Consider the following 17,223-nt stretch of genomic DNA (forward strand, 5'->3'; position numbering starts at 1 on the left):
CGACGGCCGCCCGCGTCGCGTGGAAAGATGACCACCATGTGCGGACTTCTGGCCTTCTTCAGCGCTAACGGCAACGCCGCCGCCCACCGCGAACACATCGCGGGGGCGTTGGAATGCCTGCACCACCGCGGACCGGACGAGACCGGGGTCGAGGTGGTCGGCGACGCGAGCGGCCAGTACGCCGACGGGGTCTTCGCGCACAAGCGCCTGGCGATCATCGACGTGGCGTCCAGCCACGAGCCGCTGCCGTACGCGGGCGGGCGCTACCTGCTGACCTTCAACGGCGAGATCTACAACTACATCGAGCTGCGCGACGAGCTGGTGCGCAACTTCGGCGCGCAGTTCGCCACCGCCGGCGACGGCGAGGTGATCGTCGCCGGCTACCACTACTGGGGCGAGCAGGTGCTCACCCGGCTGCGCGGCATGTTCGCCTTCGTCATCTGGGACCGCCAGGAGCGCCGCGCCTTCGGCGCGCGCGACAACTTCGGCATCAAGCCGCTGCACTACCTGGAGACCGCCGACGGGCTCTACCTCGCCTCCGAGAAGAAGGCGCTGCTGCCGTTCGCCCAGTCGGCGTACGCCGGGGACGCCGGCATCGACACGGCCAACCTCAGCCACTACCTGACCCTGCAGTACGTCCCGGAGCCCGGCACCCTGCACCAGGGGATCAGCCGCATCGGGTCGGGGGAATACCTCACCTGGACCCCGGGCGGCCGGATCGACGTGCGCCGGTGGTACCGCCCGGTGTTCCGGCCGACCCCGGTCAGTGACGAACAGCGGCTCTACCACCAGATCCGGGAGACGCTGCGGGAGAGCGTCCGGATGCACATGCGCTCGGACGTGCCGGTCGGCTCGTTCCTGTCCAGCGGCATCGACTCGACCGCCGTGGTGGCCCTGGCCCGCGAGTTCAACCCGCACATCCTCACCTTCACCGTCGGCTACGACGTCCCCGGCTACTCGGAGATCGACGTCGCCCAGGACTCGGCCCGGCACCTCGACGTGACCACGATCCCGACCAAGATCGGGCCGCAGGACATGATCGACGCGCTGCCGAAGATCGTCTGGCACCTCGACGACCCGGTGGCCGACCCGGCGCTCGTGCCGCTGTACTTCGTGGCGAAGAAGGCCGCCGAGCACGTCACCGTGGTCCTCTCCGGCGAGGGCGCCGACGAGTTCTTCGGCGGCTACACCATCTACCGGGAGCCGCTGTCCCTCGGCGCGGTCAACGGCCTGCCCGGCGGAGTGCAGAAGGGCCTGCGCGCGGTCTCCAAGGCCATCCCGCAGGGCGTCAAGGGCAAGAGCTTCCTGGAGCGCGGCACCACCCCGATCGAGCAGCGCTACTACGGCAACGCCCGGATGTTCACCGAGGAGGAGAAGCAGCACCTGCTGCGCCGCTACGACCCCTCGGTGCGCTACACCGACGTCACCGCCCCGATCTACGCCGAGTGCACCGAGCTGGACGACGTCACCAAGATGCAGTACGTCGACCTCTACACCTGGCTGCGCGGCGACATCCTGGTCAAGGCCGACCGGATCTCGATGGCGCACTCGCTGGAGGTCCGGGTGCCGTTCCTCGACAAGGAGGTGTTCGACGTGGCGGCCACCATCCCGGTGGACCTGAAGCTCCCGCCGCGCTCCGACGCCACCAAGTACGCCATGCGTCAGGCGCTGCAGGGCGTCGTGCCGCCGGCCATCGTCAACCGCAGGAAGCTGGGCTTCCCCACCCCGACGCGGGTCTGGCTGCGCGGCGAGATGTACGAGTGGGCCCGCTGGGTGCTGTCCAACTCGGGCGCGGGCGAGTTGATCGACCTGTCGTACGCGATGCGGCTGCTGGAGGAGCACAAGCGGGAGGAGGCCGACCACTCCCGCAAGGTGTGGACGGTGCTGATCTTCTGCATCTGGCACGCGATCTTCGTGGCCAAGACGCTCGACCCGGGCATCCAGCGCAACCAGTCGGCGCTGCTGACGAAGCCGGTCGTCGGCTCCATGGTCCGTTAGGCCGGGCGCAGCAGACCGGGAAAGGGCCCCCGCCGACGGCGGGGGCCCTTTCGTTCACCGCGCGCCGGCTCCGCCGACGCGCGGTCAGGTCACGCGCGGACGCAGCTCACCGTCGGCAGCGAGCTTGCGCCGCTGGCGACGAAGCCGAAGGCGGTGGTCCCCTCCGGCGCGACCGTCCCGTTGTAGGGGCTGTTGGTGACCGTCACCGTCGAACCGGACGTGGTGTACGTGCCGTTCCACAGGCTGTTGATGGTCTGGCCGGTCGACCAGGTCAGGGTCGCCTTCCAGCCGGTGAACGGCGTCGAGCCGTGGTTCATGATGGCCACCTCGCCCTGGAACCCGCCGGACCAGGAGCTGACCACCTTGTAGGTCGCCATGCAGTCACCGCCGGCCGGCGGCGGCGTCGTCGGCGCGGGGGTGGTCGGGTTCGGCCCAGGCGTGGTCGGGTTCGGCCCGGGGGTGGTCGGGGTCGGCGCCGGGGTGGTCGGGTTCGGGGTGCCGCCGATGCCGGTCACCTGGCCGTTGCCGCCGTCGAAGGTGACGTCCGAGCAGCCGAAGAAGTTCTCCTGGCTGTCCGAGCGGACCCAGCGCGAGTAGATGATGTGCCGGCCGCTCTTGCCCGACGGCATGTTGCCGCTGAAGTAGTAGTGCCCCTCGTTGGTGCCCACCGGGCCGTTCTGCGGCGGGTTGGTCACCGTGAGGAAGGGCTGCTCCTCCAGGTCGCTCCAGGCCAGGGCCCGGGTCGGGCTCCAACTGTCCTTCGTCACGTAGAAGTAGAAGGTGCCCGGGTGGTGGGCCCAGTTGCTGTACTTGAAGTCGAACCGGGCACCGGCGGTCAGGTGGGTCAGCGGCCAGTCGGTGCGGGGCGCGTCGTAGCCGCTGAAGCCGGGGTTGCCACCGCTGCACAGCTTGCCGTCGGGGATGTAGCCGACGGTGCGGCCGCCGGCGTCCGAGCGCAGCACGCTGAACCAGTTGTACAGCGAGTTGGCCCCGTTCTCGGCGACCGCGGCCGAGCAGGCCGGGTTGATCGGCTTGATCTCACCCGTGGGGGTGAGGCCGTCCTTCCAGCACAGGTAGGTCCGGGCACCGGGGGTCATCGATGCGCCGTGGGCGGCGGCCGGGTCGGGGCTGGCCACGATGGTGGCGGCACCCGCGGCGAGGGTGGCGGCCGCGATGAGCAGCGCGGCCGTGCGGGAACGGGTCACGGGGTTCTCCTGACTCGCGGAACGACCGCACCGGCCGTTCCGCTGCGACGAGCGGATGTCACGATCGCGGTGCCGCGCCCCTGCCCGTGGGCCGACGGCGCGCGTCACCGACGGTCCGCCTCGGCGGACCGGTGTGCCCCTCGCGCTGGCTCTCTCCCGATGCCGGCGGACGCGACAGCCCCTCGCATCGACCGGCAGCGTCATCTCATCACGCCGATGCCGACCGCCGCAATAGTTGACCGTCGATGATATCCGGGCGTCGTCCGGGCCGTGGCCCCGTCAGGTGGGGGTTCGGTGCCGGCGTCGTCGCCACGTAGGACAGGATCGGGGGTACGGCAGCGGAGGCGACGGAAGGGCCACGATGGGATACGCGGTGGTGCTCGGCGAGGCACTGATCGACCTGCTCGACGCGGAGTGCGACGGGCAGCCCGTCTTCCGCCAGGCGATCGGCGGCGGCCCGCTCAACGTCGCCGTCGGGGTGGCCCGGCTCGGCGGGTCGGTGCAGTTCGTCGGCTCGCTCGGCGACGACGCGCTCGCCGACCGGATCCGCGCCTTCCTGACCGACGCGGGCGTCGGGCTGGCCGGGGCGGTCACCGTGCCCGCGGCGACCGCCCTGGCGGTGGCCACCCACACCGGCGCCGAGCCGGACTTCCGCTTCTACGGCGAACCGCCGTCCTACGGGCTGCTCGCCGCCGACGACCTCGACGCGGACCTGGTCGGGGGCGCCGACGTGCTCTACTGCGGCTCGATCGTGCTGCTGTCGCCGACCGTCCTGGCCGCCGCGCGCCGGGCCTGGTCCCTCGCGGGCGGGCTGCGCGTGTTCGACCCGAACGTCCGACCCCGGCTGCTCGACGGCCCTGCCGCGCTGGCCGCCCTGCGCCAGACGGTCGCGGAGTTCGCCGCCTCCGCCCACCTGGTCAAGCTCAGCGCCGCCGACGCGGAGCTGCTCTATCCCGGCGAGCCGGTCGAGGGGGTCGCGGCGTACCTGCGGGAGCTGGGGGCGGCCACCGTCGTGGTCACCCTCGGCGCGGAGGGCGCGGTCGTCGCCGCCGCCAACGCCGATCCGGTACGCGTGCCCGCGCCGAAGGTGCGCGCGGTGGACGCCACGGGCGCGGGCGACTCGGTGATGGGGGCGCTCGTCGCCGAGCTGCTGGTCGACGGGGAGCCCACCGATCCCGCCGACTGGCACCGCCGGGTCGCCTTCGCGCTGCGGGTGGCCGGCCTGGTCTGCGAGTCGCCCGGCGGCGCGGTCGCCATGCCCACCCGCGCCGAGGTCCTGACCCGCTTCCCCCACTGACCGTTTCTTTATCCCACCCCACCCCACCCCACCCCACCCTGGTCCCGCCCCTCCCTGGCCGGTGATCAAGAGAAAAGCGTCAGAGTTGATCTCTACGATGACGCAAACCTCTTGATCACCGGGGTGGGGCGGGGCGGGGTGGGGCGGGGCGGGGTGGGGCCGGGTGGGGGTTGGCGCGCGGAACGTCAGCCGGTGCCGTCCAGTTCGGCGTAGCCGCGGCGGGCGGCGGCGAGGGCGGCGCGGGCACCGAAGGGCGCCTCGGCGGCCACCCGCTCCGGTGGGGCCCCGCCGGTGTGGCCGGCCCGGATCAGCCAGGACAGCTCGGCCAGCTGCCCGTGCTGGAACCGGACGAACTCCGCGTCGACCAGGTCGCCGTGCCCCGGCACGACCACCGTGCCCGGGGTGGTGAGCCGGAGCACCTCGGCCAGCGCGTCCGGCCACTGCAACGGGTACGACTCCTCGAACGCCGGCGGACCGCTCTGCTCCACCAGGTCCCCGGCGACCAGCACGTCCGCGTCCGGCACGTGCACCACCAGGTCGGCGTCGGTGTGCCCGTGGCCCGGGTGGCGCAGCACCACCCGCCGGCCGCCCACGTCCAGCACCGTCTCCCCGCGTACGACGTGGGTCGGGGCCAGCAGCCGGGTGTTGGCCAGCTCGGCGGCCAGCTCCGGCCGGGCGGCGCGCATCTCCTCGTACGCGGCCCGGCGCACCTCGTCGGGGCGGTCCCGCAGCGCCACGGCGGCGACCTCGTGCGCGTAGACGGGGGCGGCCGGGTCACCGGCGACGACGGCGTTGCCGAAGCAGTGGTCGAAGTGGTGGTGGGTGTTCACCACCGTCCACGGGTGCGGGGTGACCGCGCGGGCGGCGGCGACCAGTTCGGCGGCCTGCCCGGCGGTGGAGAGCGTGTCCACCACCAGCGCCGCGCCGTCGCCGACGACCAGCGTGACGTTGACGTCGAGCAGCGGCTCGCGCAGCACGTACACCCGGTCGGCGACCTCGACGAACCGCGGCGTCACGGCGTGCCCGCCCCGGCCGGCGCGCCGGTGGCCCGCGCGGCGAAACGCCGCCGGTCGACCAGGACCCGTTCCACCCGTCCCCGCGCCACGCTCTGGCCGGCGTCGTCGGTGACCGTCACCTCGAAGCCCAGCCGCCGCCCGTCGACGTCGGTGAGCCGGGCCTGCACGACCACCGTCCGCCCGACCGGCGTGGGGGCGAGGTGGTCCAGCTCGACCCGGGTCCCGACCGTCGTGCCGTCGGGCGGCAGCGCCCCGGCGGTCGCCGCCACCGTGGCCGCCTCGGCCAGCGCGACCACCCGGGGGGTGCCCAGCACCGCGACGTCGCCGGAGCCGACGGCCAGCGCCGTGTCGGCGTCGGTCACGGTCAGCTCGACGCGGGCGGCCCGGCCCGGCGCGAGGGAATGCTCCGACTGCTCCTGCATGGGCACAGCCTAGGTGGTCGACGTCCGCCGTTCCGGCCGCCGCCGCGCATCGGGCGGGGCCGCCGTCGCGCATTCGGCGAGGCCGTCGTCGACCGGCGAGGCCGCCGTCGGCGGGGAGGGCGCCGCCGCTAACCTGGACGGCGATGGCCGTCGTGACTGACCCCAAGCCCCCCGCCCCCACCGGACCACCGGAGCCCTCTGACGGCGGTCGTCGCCGCGTGGTCGCCATGGCGGCCTGGGCGGTCGCCTTCGTGGCCGGCTGGCTCGTCATCGGCCTGCCCACCGACCCGGCGTACGCGTTCCTGTGGATCTGGGCGGCCACCATCGCCTGGAACTCCCGCCGCCCGTGGCGCAGCCACCTGCGCTTCGCCCGCGACTGGGTGCCCGTGGTGCTGCTGCTCGCCGTCTACAACCTGTCCCGGGGGTTCGCCGACAACGGGGCCACCCCGCACGCGATGGAGCTGATCGTCGCCGACCGGTTCATGTTCGGCTGGGCCACCGGCGGCCAGGTGCCGACCGTCTGGTTGCAGGACCACCTCTACCGCCCCGAGGTGCGCTGGTGGGACGTGGTGGCGAGCTGGGTGTACTTCTCGCACTTCGTGGTGGCGCTCGCCGCCGCCGCCGTGCTCTGGCTGCGCGACCGGCACCGCTGGGCGGCGTTCATGCGCCGCTGGGGGTTCCTGTGCGCGTCGGGACTGGTCACCTACTTCCTCTACCCGGCGGCCCCGCCCTGGTGGGCGGCGCAGAACGGCCTGCTCACCGAGGTGGCCCGGATCTCCACCCGGGGCTGGAAGGCGTTCGGCATGCACGGCGCCGGCAACCTGCTCAACGCCGGGCAGATCGCGTCCAACCCGGTGGCCGCGATGCCGTCGCTGCACACCGCGTTCGCCCTGTTCGTGGTGGTGTTCTTCCTCCGCTCGACCCGCCGCCGCTGGTGGCCGCTGCTGCTGGCGTACCCGCTGGCGATGACGTTCACCCTGGTCTACTCCGGCGAGCACTACGTCATCGACGTGCTGGTCGGCTGGGCGTACGTGGGGCTGACCTTCCTGGTCGTCGGCCTGGGCGAGCGCTGGTGGGCGGCGCGCCGGGCCCGCCGTACCCCCGGCTCGGAGCCGGCCGACGGCGGGCCGCGCGGCGCGGAGCCGGCCGACCCGGTCGCCGGACCGCCGGCGGTGCCGGCGACCCGCTGAGCCGCGCCCGCCGCATCCAACCTGGCCGCGTTGCGGCTCAGCGGGCGCGGTGGGCGGCGTGTGCCCGGGCCGTCAGCTCCGCCGCCAGCCACCACGCCTCGTCGAGGTCGCGGTCGAGGGCGGCGGCGCCCGCGCCGCCCGCCGTGTCCGCGTGCACGGTGGCCAGCCGCAACCGCCGCTGCGCCGGGCCCTGGGTCACCCGCACGCTCTGGATCCGGGCGTACGGCACGACGGTGAGCTGCCGGGTGAGCAGGCCGGACCGGGCGGCGAAGACCCGCTCGTCGAGCCCGGCACCGACCGCGCGCCAGCCCAGCGGGCGCAGCCACCGGGCCCGGGCCGGCGGGAGGCCGGTCGCCAGCCCGCTCAGCCGCACCCCCGGCAGCACCTCCGCGACGATCCGCTCGCCGGTCTCCTGGTCGCCCACCGGCAGCAGCCGGTCCGGCCGGTTCCGGTCGTCGGCCTCGCCGCCGGAGTAGCCGGCGACCTCCAGGCGCAGCCGCAGCCAGCCCTTGGCCCGCCAGAGCAGCGGCCAGGTCACCCCGACGGTCTGCACCCGGTTCAGCGGCACCGTCTGCGCCCGGGTCTCCAACAGCCCGTTGCGGACCCGCAGGGTGCCCTCGTCGCGGGCCAGCCGGAAGTTCCAGTCGTCGAGCACCCGGCGGATCGGTTGCAGCAGCACGCCGGCCATCGCGGTGATCGTGCTCGCCACCGCGATGAACGACCACGAGCCCTCGGAGAGGAACTGCGCCACGACGAAGGCCACACCGAAGGGGAGCAGGAACGCCTGCGGGGTGAGCAGCTGGCTGACCAGCAGGTCCCGGTTCGCCACGGCGTGCAGGGCCCGCCCGGGTGGCACGGGCGCGACCGTCGGCTCGGCCGAGGGGGACGGCTGCGGCGCGGCCGTCCCCGGGTGCGGCGCGGGGCCGGCGAGCGCGAGCAGGCGCTGTCGCAGGGCGGCGGCCTCGGCCACCCCCAGGTACGCCAGCGGCGCCTCGGTCTTGCCGCCGCCGACCACCTCCAGCCGCAGCTCGGCGAGGCCGGTGAGCTGGGCGAGCAGCGGGCGGACCACCTCGACGGCCTGGAGGCGTTCCAGCGGGATGGCCCGGGTGCGCCGCCACAGCAGCCCCTCGTAGACGCGCAGCTCCCGGCCGACCACGTGGTAGCCGGTGTTGTACCAGCTCACCACCGCCAGCACCGTCGCGCCGAGGGCCAGCACGGTCGCCATCGCCGCGAACCAGCCGAAGCCGACCCGCGACAGCGTCGACCAGGACAGGCCCGCGACGACCACGACCAGCGACTTGGCCCCGTGCAGGGCCGGGCTCAACGGGTGCAGCCGCCGCCGGGGTTCCACGCCGCCGACCGGGTGGTCGTGCGGTGCGGGTGGCGCGTCAGAGGGCGGGCCGTCGTGCGGTGGGGGTGGCGCGTGGTCGTCCTGGGGTGCCGGCGGCGCGTCGGTGGCCGGGCGGGGCAGCTCGGGGCCGGGGTGGGTCACAGGCCCTCCGCGCGGTCCTCGCCGAGGGCGGTGAGCCGGTCGCGCAGCCGCGCCGCCTCCGCCGGGCGCAGGCCCGGCACGCGGGCGTCGCTGGCCGCCGCGGCCGTGTGCAACTGCACCGTCGCCAGGTCGAACGCCCGCTCCAGGGGGCCGGCGCTGACGTCGACGAACTGCATCCGCGAGTACGGCACGATGGACAGCCTGCGGACCAGCAGCCCGTGCCGGACGAGCAGGTCGTTCTCGCGCTCGGCGTACCCCCAGGCGTGCACCGCCCGGACGGTCGTGACGACCCGCCACGCCCCCGCCAGCACGACCGCGCCGAGGGCTGCCCCGAACAGCCAGTGCCCGCTCACCGCCCAGCCGACCGCCAGCCCCAGCAGCACCACCCCGACCAGCGCCGCCAGGCGCAGCAGCTCGACCCAGATCAGGTCGGTGGAGACCGACTGCCAGCGCACGGTCGCCGGCCACGGCTCCAGGGGCCCGGGCGGGTACGCCGCCGGCGGCCCGGACGCCGGGTGACCCGCCGCGCCGGGCGCGCCCGGCGGGGGCGCGGTGGGGGGTGGCCCGACCGGGTGCGGTGGGGGGCCGCCGGGGGGCTCGCCGGTCACCGGGGACGTCCGCTGCGCGCGCTCACCCGTCGAGCGTAGGCGATCCGGCCAGTGGCGCGACTTCCCGGAGGAAGCCCCGTGCGTCGAGGAAGTCGCCGAGTGAGGCGCGGTGGTCGGCGCAGGCGAGCCAGGTCTTGCGCCGGTCGGGGGTGTGCAGGCGGGGATTGTTCCAGCGCAACGCCCACTGCGCCGGGGCGCGGCAACCCCGTGCCGAACAGATCGGCGCGTCACCGGGGGGACGGGGGATGCTCATCCGGGCCAGTCTAGGGGCGCGGGGCGAAGATTGAGCGCCGGGCGGCCACGGGGGGAGCCGCCCGGCGACGGGGTGAATGGTACACACGCCGGACCCCCTGCTGTAAACCCGTGACCGGCGATTCTCCAACCCCCGGACGGCGTGGCGAAAATCGGCTTCTCCCCGCCTCGGCACTCAGCCGGGCATGCGAGTCTTGATACGCACCACGCACCACGCCGCGACGATCGACCAATGCTGTGGAGGACCGGTGGCCCAGCCGACCACGCCCGACGCCCCGACGCCGAACGGCAGCGCGCCGCCCCCGCCCCCGTCCGCCGCCGCGCCGCCGACGAGCACACCGGCGCAGGACGCGACGCTGCTGGAGAAGGCGCTGTTCGAGATCAAGCGGGTGATCGTCGGGCAGGACCGGATGGTCGAGCGGATGTTCGTGGCGCTGCTCGCCCGGGGCCACTGCCTGCTGGAGGGCGTCCCCGGGGTGGCGAAGACCCTGGCCGTGGAGACCCTCGCCCGGGTGGTCGGCGGGTCCTTCGCCCGGGTGCAGTTCACCCCGGACCTGGTGCCCGCCGACATCATGGGCACCCGGATCTACCGGCAGTCCAGCGAGAAGTTCGACGTCGAGCTGGGCCCGGTGTTCGTCAACTTCCTGCTCGCCGACGAGATCAACCGTGCCCCGGCGAAGGTGCAGTCCGCCCTGCTGGAGGTGATGAGCGAGCGGCAGGTGTCCATAGGCGGGCAGACCCATCCGGTGCCCGACCCGTTCCTCGTGATGGCCACGCAGAACCCGATCGAGCAGGAGGGCGTCTACCCGCTGCCCGAGGCGCAGCGGGACCGCTTCCTCATGAAGATCGTCGTCGGTTACCCGACCGACGCCGAGGAGCGGGAGATCGTCTACCGGATGGGCGTGGCCCCGCCGGAGCCGGCGCGGGTCTTCGACACCGCCGACCTGATCGCCCTGCAACGCAAGGCCGACCAGGTCTTCGTGCACAACGCGCTGGTCGACTACGCGGTGCGGCTGGTGCTGGCCACGCGTACCCCCGCGGAGCACGGCATGCCCGACGTCGCGCAACTGATCCAGTACGGCGCCAGCCCCCGGGCCTCGCTCGGCCTGGTGCGGGCGACCCGGGCGCTGGCGCTGCTGCGCGGCCGCGACTACGCCCTGCCGCAGGACGTGCAGGACATCGCGCCGGACATCCTGCGCCACCGGCTGGTGCTCAGCTACGACGCGCTCGCCGACGACGTGCCGGCCGACCACGTCGTGCACCGGGTGATGTCGACGATCCCGCTGCCGTCGGTGGCCCCGCGCCAGCAGGCCACCCCGGGCGGCGCGCCGCCGGCCGCCGCCGGGTGGCCCGGGCAGCGGCCGTGACCCCAGCCGACCCCCACCCCTCCTCGGGTACGCGCACGGCACTCTCGCCCGCCGGCGCCCCCCGCAGCGAGGCGGTGCTGTCCCGACTCCAGTTGCTGGTCACCCGCAAGCTCGACGGCCTGCTCCAGGGCGACTACGCCGGCCTGCTGCCCGGCCCCGGCAGCGAGGCGGGGGAGTCGCGCGAGTACCGCCCCGGCGACGACGTACGCCGGATGGACTGGCCGGTGACCGCCCGCACGACGATGCCGCACGTGCGACGCACGGTGGCCGACCGGGAGCTGGAGACGTGGCTCGCCGTGGACCTGTCGGCGAGCCTCGACTTCGGCACCGGCCGGTGGCTCAAGCGGGACGTCGTGGTGGCCGCCGCCGCCGCGCTGGCCCACCTGACCGTGCGCGGCGGCAACCGGATCGGGGCGGTGGTCGGCAGCGGCGCGGACCCGCAGGCCCCGACCGGTCGCCGGCGCGGCGCGGTGCCCCCGCCCGGCCCGGGGCGGCTGGTGCGGTTGCCCGCCCGGGGCGGGCGCCGGGAGACGCAGGGCCTGCTGCGGGCGATCGCCGGCACCGAGATCCGGCCCGGGCGCAGCGACCTGGGCGCGCTGGTCGACGCGCTGAACCGGCCGCCCCGCCGCCGCGGCGTCGCGGTGGTGATCTCCGACTTCCTCGCGCCGCCGCAGCAGTGGGCGCGGCCCCTGCGCAAGCTGCGGGTTCGGCACGACGTGCTGGCGATCGAGGTGGTCGACCCGCGCGAGCTGGAGCTGCCCGACGTGGGCGTGCTGCCGGTGGTCGACCCGGAAACCGGCGAGCTGCACGAGGTGCAGACCGCCGACCCCCGGCTGCGCCGCCGGTACGCCGACGCCGCGACCGCCCAGCGGGCGGAGATCGCCGCGCAGCTGCGCGGGGCCGGCGCGGCCCACCTGCGACTTCGCACCGACACCGACTGGCTGCTCGACATGGTGCGCTTCGTCGCCGCGCAGCGGCACGCCCGCACCCGGGGGACGACACGATGATCCGTTTTCTGCAACCGTGGTGGCTGCTGGCCGTGCTGCCGGCGCTCGCCCTCGCCGCGCTGTACGTGTGGCGGCAGCGCCGCCGCCGGGCGTACGCGATGCGGTTCACCAACGTGGACCTGCTGCGCACCCTCGCGCCGAAGGGGCTGGGCTGGCGGCGGCACGTGCCGGCCGTGGCGTTCCTGCTCTGCCTGCTGGTGCTGGCCACGGCGCTGGCCCGGCCGGCGATCGACACCCGGGAGCCGCTGGAGCGGGCCACCGTCATGCTGGCGATCGACGTGTCGCTGTCGATGCAGGCCGACGACGTCGCGCCGAACCGGCTGGAGGCCGCCCAGGAGGCGGCCAAGCAGTTCGTCGGTGAGCTGCCGCAGACCTACAACCTCGGTCTCGTCTCGTTCGCGAAGGCGGCGAACGTGCTGGTCCCGCCGACGAAGGACCGGGACGCGGTGACCGCCGCGATCGACGGGCTGGTGCTGGCCGAGGCGACCGCGACCGGCGAGGCGGTCTTCACCTGCCTGGAGGCGATCCGGTCGGTGCCGGCCGACGGCGCGGCGGGCATCCCACCGGCCCGGATCGTGCTGCTCTCCGACGGGTTCCGCACCTCGGGGCGGTCGGTGGAGGAGGCGGCGGCGGCTGCGCAGGCGGCCAACGTGCCGGTCTCCACCATCGCGTTCGGCACCGACGACGGGCAGGTCGACATCGGCGGTCAGTTGCAGCGGGTGCCGGTGGACCGGATGGCGCTGGCCGAGCTGGCCGAGACGACCGAGGGCTACTTCTACGAGGCCGCCTCGGTCAGCGAGCTGAAGCAGGTCTACCAGGACATGGGCAGCTCGATCGGGTTCCGCACCGAGCCGCGCGAGATCACCCAGTGGTACGCCGGTCTGGCCCTGTTGCTGGCGCTGTGCGCGGGCGCCACCAGCCTGCTCTGGACGTCCCGGCTGATCTGAGGCCGGGCGGGACGGCCCGCCCGGGACGGCCCCGGCGCGACCGCCGCGCCGGGGCTGCCGGCCCGGTGGCCGGTGGCCGGTGCGTGGCCCTGAGCGCGGTGGCCTGGTGCGCGGCCACCGGCCACCGGGCGGGGTTTCCGTGGCGGCGCGGTCAGTGGCCGGCGCTGGCCAGCACGAAGACGACGGCCACCCAGACGGCGGCGAGGGTGAAGCCCAGCGGGGCGACGTAACGGCTCATGAGAAGGCTCCGGTGGCGACTGGACGGTCCACGCTGGCGTGGTGGACCGCGAGGGAAGGCGGGGCGCGCACACGAAGTCGTGACCGGGTGCCCCCTCCCCGTCCTGGGCGGACGGCGCTGCCCGGTCGCCACCTTCGGCCGGGGGCCGAAGGCACCACCCTCGGTCGAGGGCCGAGGGGCGGGCGGTGCGGAAGGAGCGGAGCTGGGTCAGCTCACCTGCTGAGTCGTGGCTCAGCGGGGCTGACGTTCGGCCCGGCCACGACTGGGAGGATCGCTATCTCGCACAGCGATCACCTCCTGCGGTCGGCCTGGCCCGGAACGCGGATCATCGTACATGCGGTGACGGCGTGGCCCGTACTCGGCCGGACGGTCGGTGAGCCCCGCAACCCGGTGCCACGCAAGGGCTGTGGCCGCTGCGCGACCCACCGCTGTCAACAGGGGCACCCTCTACCTCCGAAAGCGATGACAGGGAGCCCTTCCTTGCGCCGGGTCCGCGTGGCGCGGGGGTGCGTTAGCGCTTACCTGCCGGTAACGCCTAGGCTCCGGACCGACGTGGATCAGCTGAGCAAGAGGGGGACCCGTGGCCCGTACCGTGCTGGTGACCGGCGGCAACCGGGGGATCGGCCTGGCCATCGCGCAGGCGTTCGCCAAGCAGGGTGACCGGGTGGCGATCACGCACCGTAGCGGCGACGCTCCCGAGGGGCTGTTCGGCGTCGTCTGCGACGTGACCGACTCCGCCTCCGTCGACGCGGCCTTCACCGCCGTCGAGGCCGAGCTGGGCCCGGTGGAGGTGCTGGTCGCCAACGCCGGCATCACCGACGACACGCTGATCATGCGCATGTCGGAGGAGCAGTTCACCCGGGTCCTGGACACCAACCTCACCGGCGCGTTCCGCTGCGCCAGCCGGGCGTCCAAGAAGATGCTCCGCGCCCGGTGGGGCCGCATGATCTTCATCTCCTCGGTCGTCGGCCTCTACGGCGGCCCCGGGCAGGTCAACTACGCGGCGAGCAAGGCCGGCCTGGTCGGCGTGGCCCGCTCGATCACCCGGGAGCTGGGCGGGCGCAACATCACCGCCAACGTCGTCGCGCCCGGCTTCATCGACACCGACATGACCGCCGCGCTGCCCGAGGAGCGGCGGGCGGAGTACGTGAAGGCCATCCCGGCCGGCCGGCTCGCCGCGCCCGAGGAGGTGGCCGCGGTGGTCACCTGGCTGGCCTCGGACGCCGCCGGCTACGTCACCGGCGCCGTGATCCCGGTCGACGGCGGCCTCGGCATGGGCCACTGACCGGCCCCGCCCGGGTCGTCGACGCCGCCACCGCGCCCACCGCACGAATCCCAACGGAGGAACTCGCACATGTCCGGACTGCTGGCCGGTAAGCGGCTGCTGGTCACCGGCGTCATCACCGACGCCTCGATCGCCTTCTCCGTGGCGAAGCTCGCCCAGGAGAACGGCGCGCAGGTCGTGCTCACCGGCTTCGGCCGGCTCTCCCTGGTCGAGCGGATCGCCCGGCGGCTGCCCGAGCCGGCCCCGGTGATCGAGCTGGACGTGACCAACACCGAGCACCTCGCCGGCCTGGCCGACAAGGTCCGGGAGCACGTCGACGGCCTCGACGGGGTGGTGCACTCGATCGGGTTCGCGCCGCAGAGCTGCCTCGGCGGCGGCTTCCTCGACGCGCCGTGGGAGGACGTGGCCACCGCCCTGCACGTCTCGACGTACTCCTACAAGTCGCTGGCCATGGCGGCGCTGCCGCTGATGTCGCCGGGCGGCGCGGTGGTCGGGCTCACCTTCGACGCCACCAAGGCGTGGCCGGTCTACGACTGGATGGGCGTGGCCAAGGCCGGGCTGGAGTCGGCGTCGCGCTACCTGGCGCTGCACCTGGGCAAGCAGGGCATCCGCAGCAACCTGGTCGCCGCCGGGCCGCTGCGCACCATGGCCGCGAAGTCGATCCCCGGCTTCGTCCAGTTCGAGGACGCCTGGTCCGCGCGGGCGCCGCTGGGCTGGGACCTCACCGACCAGGCACCGGCGGCGCGCGCCTGCCTGGCGCTGCTGTCGGACTGGTTCCCGGCGACCACCGGCGAGATCGTCCACGTCGACGGCGGCTACCACGCCCTCGGCGCCGCCTGAGGCGCAAGGACGAACGGGCCGGGGGCGCCCCGGCGCAGCATGCGCCGCCGGCCCGTTCGTCCGGCCCCCTGTTAACGCATCCGGTACAGCAGGGGCCCCTTCTTAACGCCGGGGACCGGGGGACCTTACCGCCGGGACCAGGGGGCGTCGCAGGACCGTCGCCGGGCGCGGGGAAGAATGGGCCCATGGTGTACGACGCGTTGGTGCTGGTCTCCTTCGGTGGCCCCGAGCGGCCCGAGGACGTGCTGCCCTTCCTGCAGAACGTGACGCGGGGGCGCGGCGTGCCCCCGGAGCGGCTGGCGGAGGTCGCCGAGCACTACCTGCACTTCGGCGGGGTCTCCCCGATCAACCAGCAGTGCCGGGACCTGCTCGCGGCGATCCGGGCGGACTTCGCCGCCCACGGCGTCGACCTGCCCGTCTACTGGGGCAACCGCAACTGGGACCCGATGCTCGCCGACACCGTGGCGCGGATGCGCGACGACGGTGTCACCCGGGCCCTGGCCTTCGTGACCAGCGCGTACGGCGGCTACTCGTCCTGCCGGCAATACCAGGAGGACATCGCCGCCGCCCGGGCCGCCGTCGGCCCCGACGCCCCGGTGATCGAGAAGCTGCGCCAGTTCTGGGATCATCCCGGCTTCGTCGAGCCGCACGCCGACGCGGTGCGCGCGGCGCTGGGCCAGCTCGACCCGGCGAAGCGGGCCACCACCCGGCTGGTGTTCACCGCCCACTCGATCCCCACCTCGGCGGCCGCGAACGCCGGCCCGCACGGCGGCCGGTACGAGGCGCAGCTCGCCGAGACCGCCCGCCTGGTGCACGCGTCCGCCGCGCCCGACCTGCCGTACGACCTGGTGTGGCAGAGCCGGTCGGGCCCGCCGCACGTACCGTGGCTGGAGCCGGACGTCAACGACCACCTCGCCGCCCTCGCCGAGGCCGGGACCACCGGCGTGGTGGTGAGTCCGATCGGGTTCGTCTCCGACCACCTGGAGGTGGTCTGGGACCTCGACACCGAGGCGCTGGAGACCGCCAAGCGGCTCGGCCTGGAGTTCGCCCGGGCCGGCACCCCGGGCACCGACCCGCGCTTCGTGGCGATGGTGCGCGAGCTGGTCGCCGAGCGCACGGAGCCCGGCGGCGAGCGGCTGCGCCGCCGCCTCGGCGAGCTGCCGCTGTGGGACACCTGCCCCACGGTGTGCTGCGTGCCGGCCCGCCGCCCCTGACCCCGGGTCCCCCCGGTCCTGCCCCGCCACCCGACACCCCCTGGGACGACGAATGTACGAACGCAAGCCGGTGCAGAGCTGGCTGACAGACATGGACGGCGTGCTGGTGCACGAGGGCCAGCCGGTGCCCGGCGCGCCGGAGTTCATCAACAAGCTGCGCTCCTCCGGCAAGCCGTTCCTGATCCTCACCAACAACTCGATCTACACGCCGCGCGACCTGCAGGCGCGGCTGACCCGGATGGGCTTCGAGGTGCCCGAGCACGCGCTGTGGACGGCGGCGCTGGCCACCGCCCAGTTCCTCGCCGACCAGCGGCCGGGCGGCACCGCGTACGTGATCGGGGAGGCCGGGCTGACCACGGCCCTGCACGCCGTCGGGTACGTGCTGACCGACTTCGCCCCGGACTACGTGGTGCTGGGGGAGACCCGCACGTACAGCTTCGAGGCGATCACCAAGGCGGTCCGCCTGATCAACGACGGGGCCCGGTTCATCTGCACCAACCCGGACGTGACCGGCCCGTCGGTGGAGGGGGCGCTGCCGGCGGCCGGCTCGGTCGCGGCGATGATCTCGAAGGCGACCGGGGTCGAGCCGTACTTCGTCGGCAAGCCGAACCCGATGATGATGCGGTCGGCGCTCAACACGATCAACGCGCACTCCGAGTCGACGGCGATGATCGGCGACCGGATGGACACCGATGTCCTGTGCGGCCTGGAGGCCGGGCTGGAGACGATCCTCGTGCTGACCGGGATCAGCACCCGCACGGAGGCGGAGCGGTATCCGTACCGGCCGTCGCGGATCGTCGGCTCGGTGGCGGACCTGATGGACGAGATCTGACCCGAGCCCGCCC

16 protein-coding genes are annotated in these 17,223 nt (G+C 74.2%); 10 read left to right on the plus strand and 6 right to left on the minus strand.

Annotated features, from left to right (window positions below):
• The first annotated feature begins 36 nt into the window (after positions 1-36).
• Positions 37-1,998 (plus strand): asparagine synthase (glutamine-hydrolyzing), encoded by a 1,962-nt coding sequence (asnB, locus tag TK50_RS24925; protein WP_043969346.1) that lies wholly within the window; start codon positions 37-39, stop codon positions 1,996-1,998.
• A gap of 89 nt (positions 1,999-2,087) precedes the next feature.
• Here the strand turns inward: asnB and TK50_RS24930 are convergent, their stop codons facing one another.
• Complete coding sequence (locus TK50_RS24930; RefSeq protein WP_043967601.1) at positions 2,088-3,203, minus strand: lytic polysaccharide monooxygenase; 1,116 nt, start codon at positions 3,201-3,203, stop codon at positions 2,088-2,090.
• 361 nt (positions 3,204-3,564) lie between these two features.
• On the opposite strand from TK50_RS24930, the gene TK50_RS24935 reads away from it, so the two are divergent.
• Positions 3,565-4,500 (plus strand): carbohydrate kinase family protein, encoded by a 936-nt coding sequence (locus TK50_RS24935; protein WP_043967603.1) that lies wholly within the window; start codon positions 3,565-3,567, stop codon positions 4,498-4,500.
• A 185-nt stretch (positions 4,501-4,685) separates the two neighbouring features.
• Here the strand turns inward: TK50_RS24935 and TK50_RS24940 are convergent, their stop codons facing one another.
• Together TK50_RS24940 and TK50_RS24945 are read right to left on the minus strand one after the other, a co-directional pair.
• Entirely contained in the window at positions 4,686-5,516 is an 831-nt protein-coding gene (locus tag TK50_RS24940; protein ID WP_043967605.1) for an MBL fold metallo-hydrolase, read from the minus strand.
• Complete coding sequence (locus TK50_RS24945) at positions 5,513-5,938, minus strand: thioesterase family protein (RefSeq protein WP_043967607.1); 426 nt, start codon at positions 5,936-5,938, stop codon at positions 5,513-5,515. Before TK50_RS24945 ends, TK50_RS24940 begins: the two co-directional genes overlap by 4 nt.
• A gap of 143 nt (positions 5,939-6,081) precedes the next feature.
• Between TK50_RS24945 and TK50_RS24950 the strand changes: the two genes are divergently transcribed.
• Positions 6,082-7,128 carry a phosphatase PAP2 family protein gene (locus TK50_RS24950; RefSeq protein ID WP_082106563.1) on the plus strand — a complete coding sequence of 349 codons (1,047 nt, stop codon included), beginning with the start codon at positions 6,082-6,084 and terminating at the stop codon, positions 7,126-7,128.
• Positions 7,129-7,165: 37 nt separating this feature from the next.
• Here the strand turns inward: TK50_RS24950 and TK50_RS24955 are convergent, their stop codons facing one another.
• Genes TK50_RS24955 through TK50_RS33140 form a run of 3 tightly spaced genes read right to left on the minus strand, consistent with a single transcriptional unit; the run spans position 7,166 to position 9,481 of the window.
• Positions 7,166-8,620 (minus strand): PH domain-containing protein, encoded by a 1,455-nt coding sequence (locus TK50_RS24955; protein WP_082106565.1) that lies wholly within the window; start codon positions 8,618-8,620, stop codon positions 7,166-7,168.
• Entirely contained in the window at positions 8,617-9,228 is a 612-nt protein-coding gene (locus TK50_RS24960; RefSeq protein ID WP_043967610.1) for a PH domain-containing protein, read from the minus strand. Before TK50_RS24960 ends, TK50_RS24955 begins: the two co-directional genes overlap by 4 nt.
• A gap of 22 nt (positions 9,229-9,250) precedes the next feature.
• Positions 9,251-9,481 carry a hypothetical protein gene (locus tag TK50_RS33140; RefSeq protein ID WP_082106567.1) on the minus strand — a complete coding sequence of 77 codons (231 nt, stop codon included), beginning with the start codon at positions 9,479-9,481 and terminating at the stop codon, positions 9,251-9,253.
• Positions 9,482-9,728: 247 nt separating this feature from the next.
• Between TK50_RS33140 and TK50_RS24965 the strand changes: the two genes are divergently transcribed.
• From TK50_RS24965 to TK50_RS25000, 7 genes are all read left to right on the plus strand, one after another.
• Positions 9,729-10,847: an AAA family ATPase gene (locus tag TK50_RS24965; protein ID WP_043967611.1), complete on the plus strand. Its 1,119-nt coding sequence runs from the start codon at positions 9,729-9,731 to the stop codon at positions 10,845-10,847.
• Positions 10,826-11,854, plus strand: a complete 1,029-nt coding sequence (locus tag TK50_RS24970; RefSeq protein ID WP_043967612.1) for a DUF58 domain-containing protein — start codon at positions 10,826-10,828, stop codon at positions 11,852-11,854. Before TK50_RS24965 ends, TK50_RS24970 begins: the two co-directional genes overlap by 22 nt.
• The gene (locus TK50_RS24975) at positions 11,851-12,801 is read left to right on the plus strand and encodes a VWA domain-containing protein (RefSeq protein WP_043967613.1); all 951 of its coding nucleotides are present in this window, start codon (positions 11,851-11,853) and stop codon (positions 12,799-12,801) included. Before TK50_RS24970 ends, TK50_RS24975 begins: the two co-directional genes overlap by 4 nt.
• Positions 12,802-13,619: 818 nt before the next feature.
• On the plus strand, positions 13,620-14,324 hold the full coding sequence (fabG, locus tag TK50_RS24985) for a beta-ketoacyl-ACP reductase (RefSeq protein ID WP_043967618.1): 705 nt from the start codon (positions 13,620-13,622) through the stop codon (positions 14,322-14,324).
• Positions 14,325-14,393: 69 nt separating this feature from the next.
• Positions 14,394-15,164, plus strand: coding sequence for an enoyl-ACP reductase FabI (gene fabI, locus TK50_RS24990; RefSeq protein WP_043967620.1), 771 nt, complete (start codon positions 14,394-14,396; stop codon positions 15,162-15,164).
• Between the two features lie 185 nt (positions 15,165-15,349).
• Positions 15,350-16,378 carry a ferrochelatase gene (locus TK50_RS24995; protein ID WP_043967622.1) on the plus strand — a complete coding sequence of 343 codons (1,029 nt, stop codon included), beginning with the start codon at positions 15,350-15,352 and terminating at the stop codon, positions 16,376-16,378.
• Between the two features lie 52 nt (positions 16,379-16,430).
• The gene (locus tag TK50_RS25000; protein WP_043967624.1) at positions 16,431-17,210 is read left to right on the plus strand and encodes an HAD-IIA family hydrolase; all 780 of its coding nucleotides are present in this window, start codon (positions 16,431-16,433) and stop codon (positions 17,208-17,210) included.
• Positions 17,211-17,223: the final 13 nt, after the last annotated feature.

The sequence above is a fragment of the Micromonospora haikouensis genome (genome assembly GCF_000876225.1).
Taxonomy (GTDB): Bacteria; Actinomycetota; Actinomycetes; order Mycobacteriales; family Micromonosporaceae; genus Micromonospora; species Micromonospora haikouensis.